2 protein-coding genes are annotated in these 2887 nt (G+C 30.9%); one reads left to right on the forward strand and one right to left on the reverse strand.

Going from position 1 to position 2887, the window contains the following annotated elements; all coding sequences use genetic code 11:
- Positions 1-516 (reverse strand): STN domain-containing protein (locus NBH01_RS26405; RefSeq protein ID WP_173664665.1); only part of this gene is annotated, 516 nt, incomplete at its 3' end.
- A gap of 368 nt (positions 517-884) precedes the next feature.
- Here NBH01_RS26405 and NBH01_RS26410 point away from each other — a divergent pair.
- Complete coding sequence (locus NBH01_RS26410) at positions 885-2126, forward strand: site-specific integrase (RefSeq protein ID WP_011107591.1); 1242 nt, start codon at positions 885-887, stop codon at positions 2124-2126.
- Positions 2127-2887 lie beyond the last annotated feature (761 nt).

Consider the following 2887-nt stretch of genomic DNA (forward strand, 5'->3'; position numbering starts at 1 on the left):
TTGGGAGGCATAACCGATATAGGAGATTTCTAACACATCACCTTTGGCAGCTTGTATTTTGAAATTTCCATCCATATCAGTAATCGCACCAGTAGCTGTTCCTTTCACCAGAATGCTAACTCCAATTAAAGGTTCACCTTGTGCATCTGTTACTGTTCCCGTTGCAACGATTGGTGTTTTTTTCTGTTGTTCTACTTCTTTCTTAGTAGAAAGTACAATATGCTTATCGACTATTGAATAACTGATATTTGTTCCTTTAAACAGCTGACCCATAACGTTAGTCAGCGACTCTTTAGAAACTTTAATAGATATGACACGATTAATATCGACGTCATTTGTGTTGTATACTACTGACATTGAAGTTTGTTTCTCTATCTCTTTCAATGCAGTATTTAGAGGTACCTTCGATAGATTAAGGGTAATCATTCGTTCCTGCCCATAAGCTGAGGCAAAACTCGAAAACAATAAAAGGAAAAATAACAAGTATGGAAACTTGTGTTTTATAATTTCTTTCATCTTATTCTTTTTAATTAGAAATAGTTTTTAGGTAGTTAACAAACATGTGCGGGTAATAAATATAACCGCCACTCATACAAAGGATCTATGTATCTCTGTTTCTCATATTTATAAATTTAAAGGTTACACTAAAAATGATTTTTCATAAGCGCTTATTCATCAGTAATACATTTGATACTGCAACCATACTAAACGAAAATAAGATTTTTTTTCGTAAAAAATGGTTAGACTAAGCATTTTTTTGAAAAATAAATACATAATCATTTGATAAATAGAGCATTAAGTAGTTCTGAAAAACTATTCAATTTATTACATTTGCATGCAATTTGCATATATTCAAATAACAGATAGATATAAAGAATCATTTTATGTTCAAATATTCAAAAGATGGAGTTTCTGTATTGACCATATTAGACACCAGAAGGGCTAAAATTAATGGATTATTTCCAGTTAAAGTTCAAGTCGTATTTAGGAGAAAGCAGAAATATTATTCTACGGGGAAAGAATTGTCAAAAGAAGACTGGGATAGATTGTTAAAGGCAAAAAGTCAGTTATTAATGGAGGTAAGGACTGATATCGAAAGTAGTTTTTCTATTATAAAACAACAAGTTAGCGAACTTATCCAAAAAGGAGAATTTAGTTTTGAAATATTGAGTATCAGACTTGGAAGGCATACGAAAGAAATCAATCTGCGTACAGCTTTCGAATTAAAGATGAAGGAATTAGAGGATAATGAGCAGGCAAGTACATATTTAAATTATCGAAGTGCTTTGAAGAGTTTAGAATGTTTTGGTGGTACCAATATTCCATTAGACAGAATTACTGTGGAGTGGCTGAAGCACTGTGAGCGGTTTTGGATTTCTAACGGTAAGAGCTATTCAAGTGTGAGTATTTATTTTCGAACCTTAAAGTGCATATTAAACCGTGCAGTACGAGATGGAATACTGAAAGAATCATCATTTCCTTTTGGAAAGAATAAATATGAAATACCAGAAGGACATGGTCGAAAGCTGGCTCTCACTCTTCCTGAGATAAAAAGAGTCATGTCTTTCCAGGATTCTACCAATGAATTAGAGGAATTTCGTGATTTATGGTTCTTCTCTTATTTATGTAATGGAATTAATTTTATGGATCTGTTATTTCTCCAGTACTCAAATATTGTAGATGGAGAAATCTGTTTTATACGTTCCAAAACATCCAGGACTACTAAACATAGTAAAGAAATACGTGCTACTATAACTCCTGAGATGTGGGATATCATTCATAAGTGGGGAAACCCTAATATAAGCCCACAAACCTATATTTTTAAATATGCCAAAGGGAATGAAGATGCTTTTGAAAAGATCAAATTAGTGCGTCGTATCGTTACTAAATGTAATAGAAAATTAAAAAAAATAGCCCAAGGTACAGGTATTGCTCAACTGACTACTTATACAGCAAGACATTCATTTGCGACAGTACTAAAACGTGGTGGAGCCAAAACGTCTTATATTTCAGAAAGTCTTGGTCACTCTAATTTAACTGTTACTGAGAATTATTTAGCATGTTTTGAAAAGGAAGAGAGGATTAGAAATGCTCGACTACTGACTAATTTCGATAATAAAATGTAAATTTGAATGGTGCATGCAAATTGTATGCACAACGCTACTTTTTGTGTTTATTGCATAGGCATAAAATAAATGAGTATACGATAATATGATGAATTATAGAAAAATCTCATTGTGTCTAATATCATTACAAGATATGATTAACCATATGGTTAATCATATCTTGTAATGTCGCATTTTATAAATAATAGAAAACATGAAATCAGTAAAATCAGCACATTCTTAAAAAAATGCATATTTAATGTGTCTAGAATGTAATATATTACACTAAACTATATAAGAATTAGAAATAAAACCTTTATTCTTGATTTGTATTCAACGGCTTGATTTAAATAAACGTTATTAATAATTATATGGTTATTAAATCGTTTAAAATACAGGCGTTTTAATATAAATAACAATATATAGAATCATATTGTCATTTCAGAATCAAGCGAAAAATTAAATCAAATAGAGAAAAAGTTCTTTCAAAGTGCCCATATTTATCTTGGTTTTAAAGGAACTGGTGTTTCCTTTAAAACCAAAATGCCGTTCCTTTTAAACCAACGACTGCTCCGTTCGTATATTTTAAAGCTCTTTCATAGAATTGAAGATGGCATTTTTATGCACTAAGCAATTGTTTTATGCAAACACATCGCATAATCTTGCAATAAATTATACATTTTTTTGCTATTTATTAGATTTCATAGACTTTGACTACCTGGCTATTCTTAAAAATAGAACATAAAGAAGTATGAAAACAGCTATAAATTCATTACTCCCAA

Origin of the sequence: Bacteroides sp. B1-V-101, from assembly GCF_023656585.1 — a bacterium.
GTDB lineage: Bacteria > Bacteroidota > Bacteroidia > Bacteroidales > Bacteroidaceae > Bacteroides > Bacteroides thetaiotaomicron.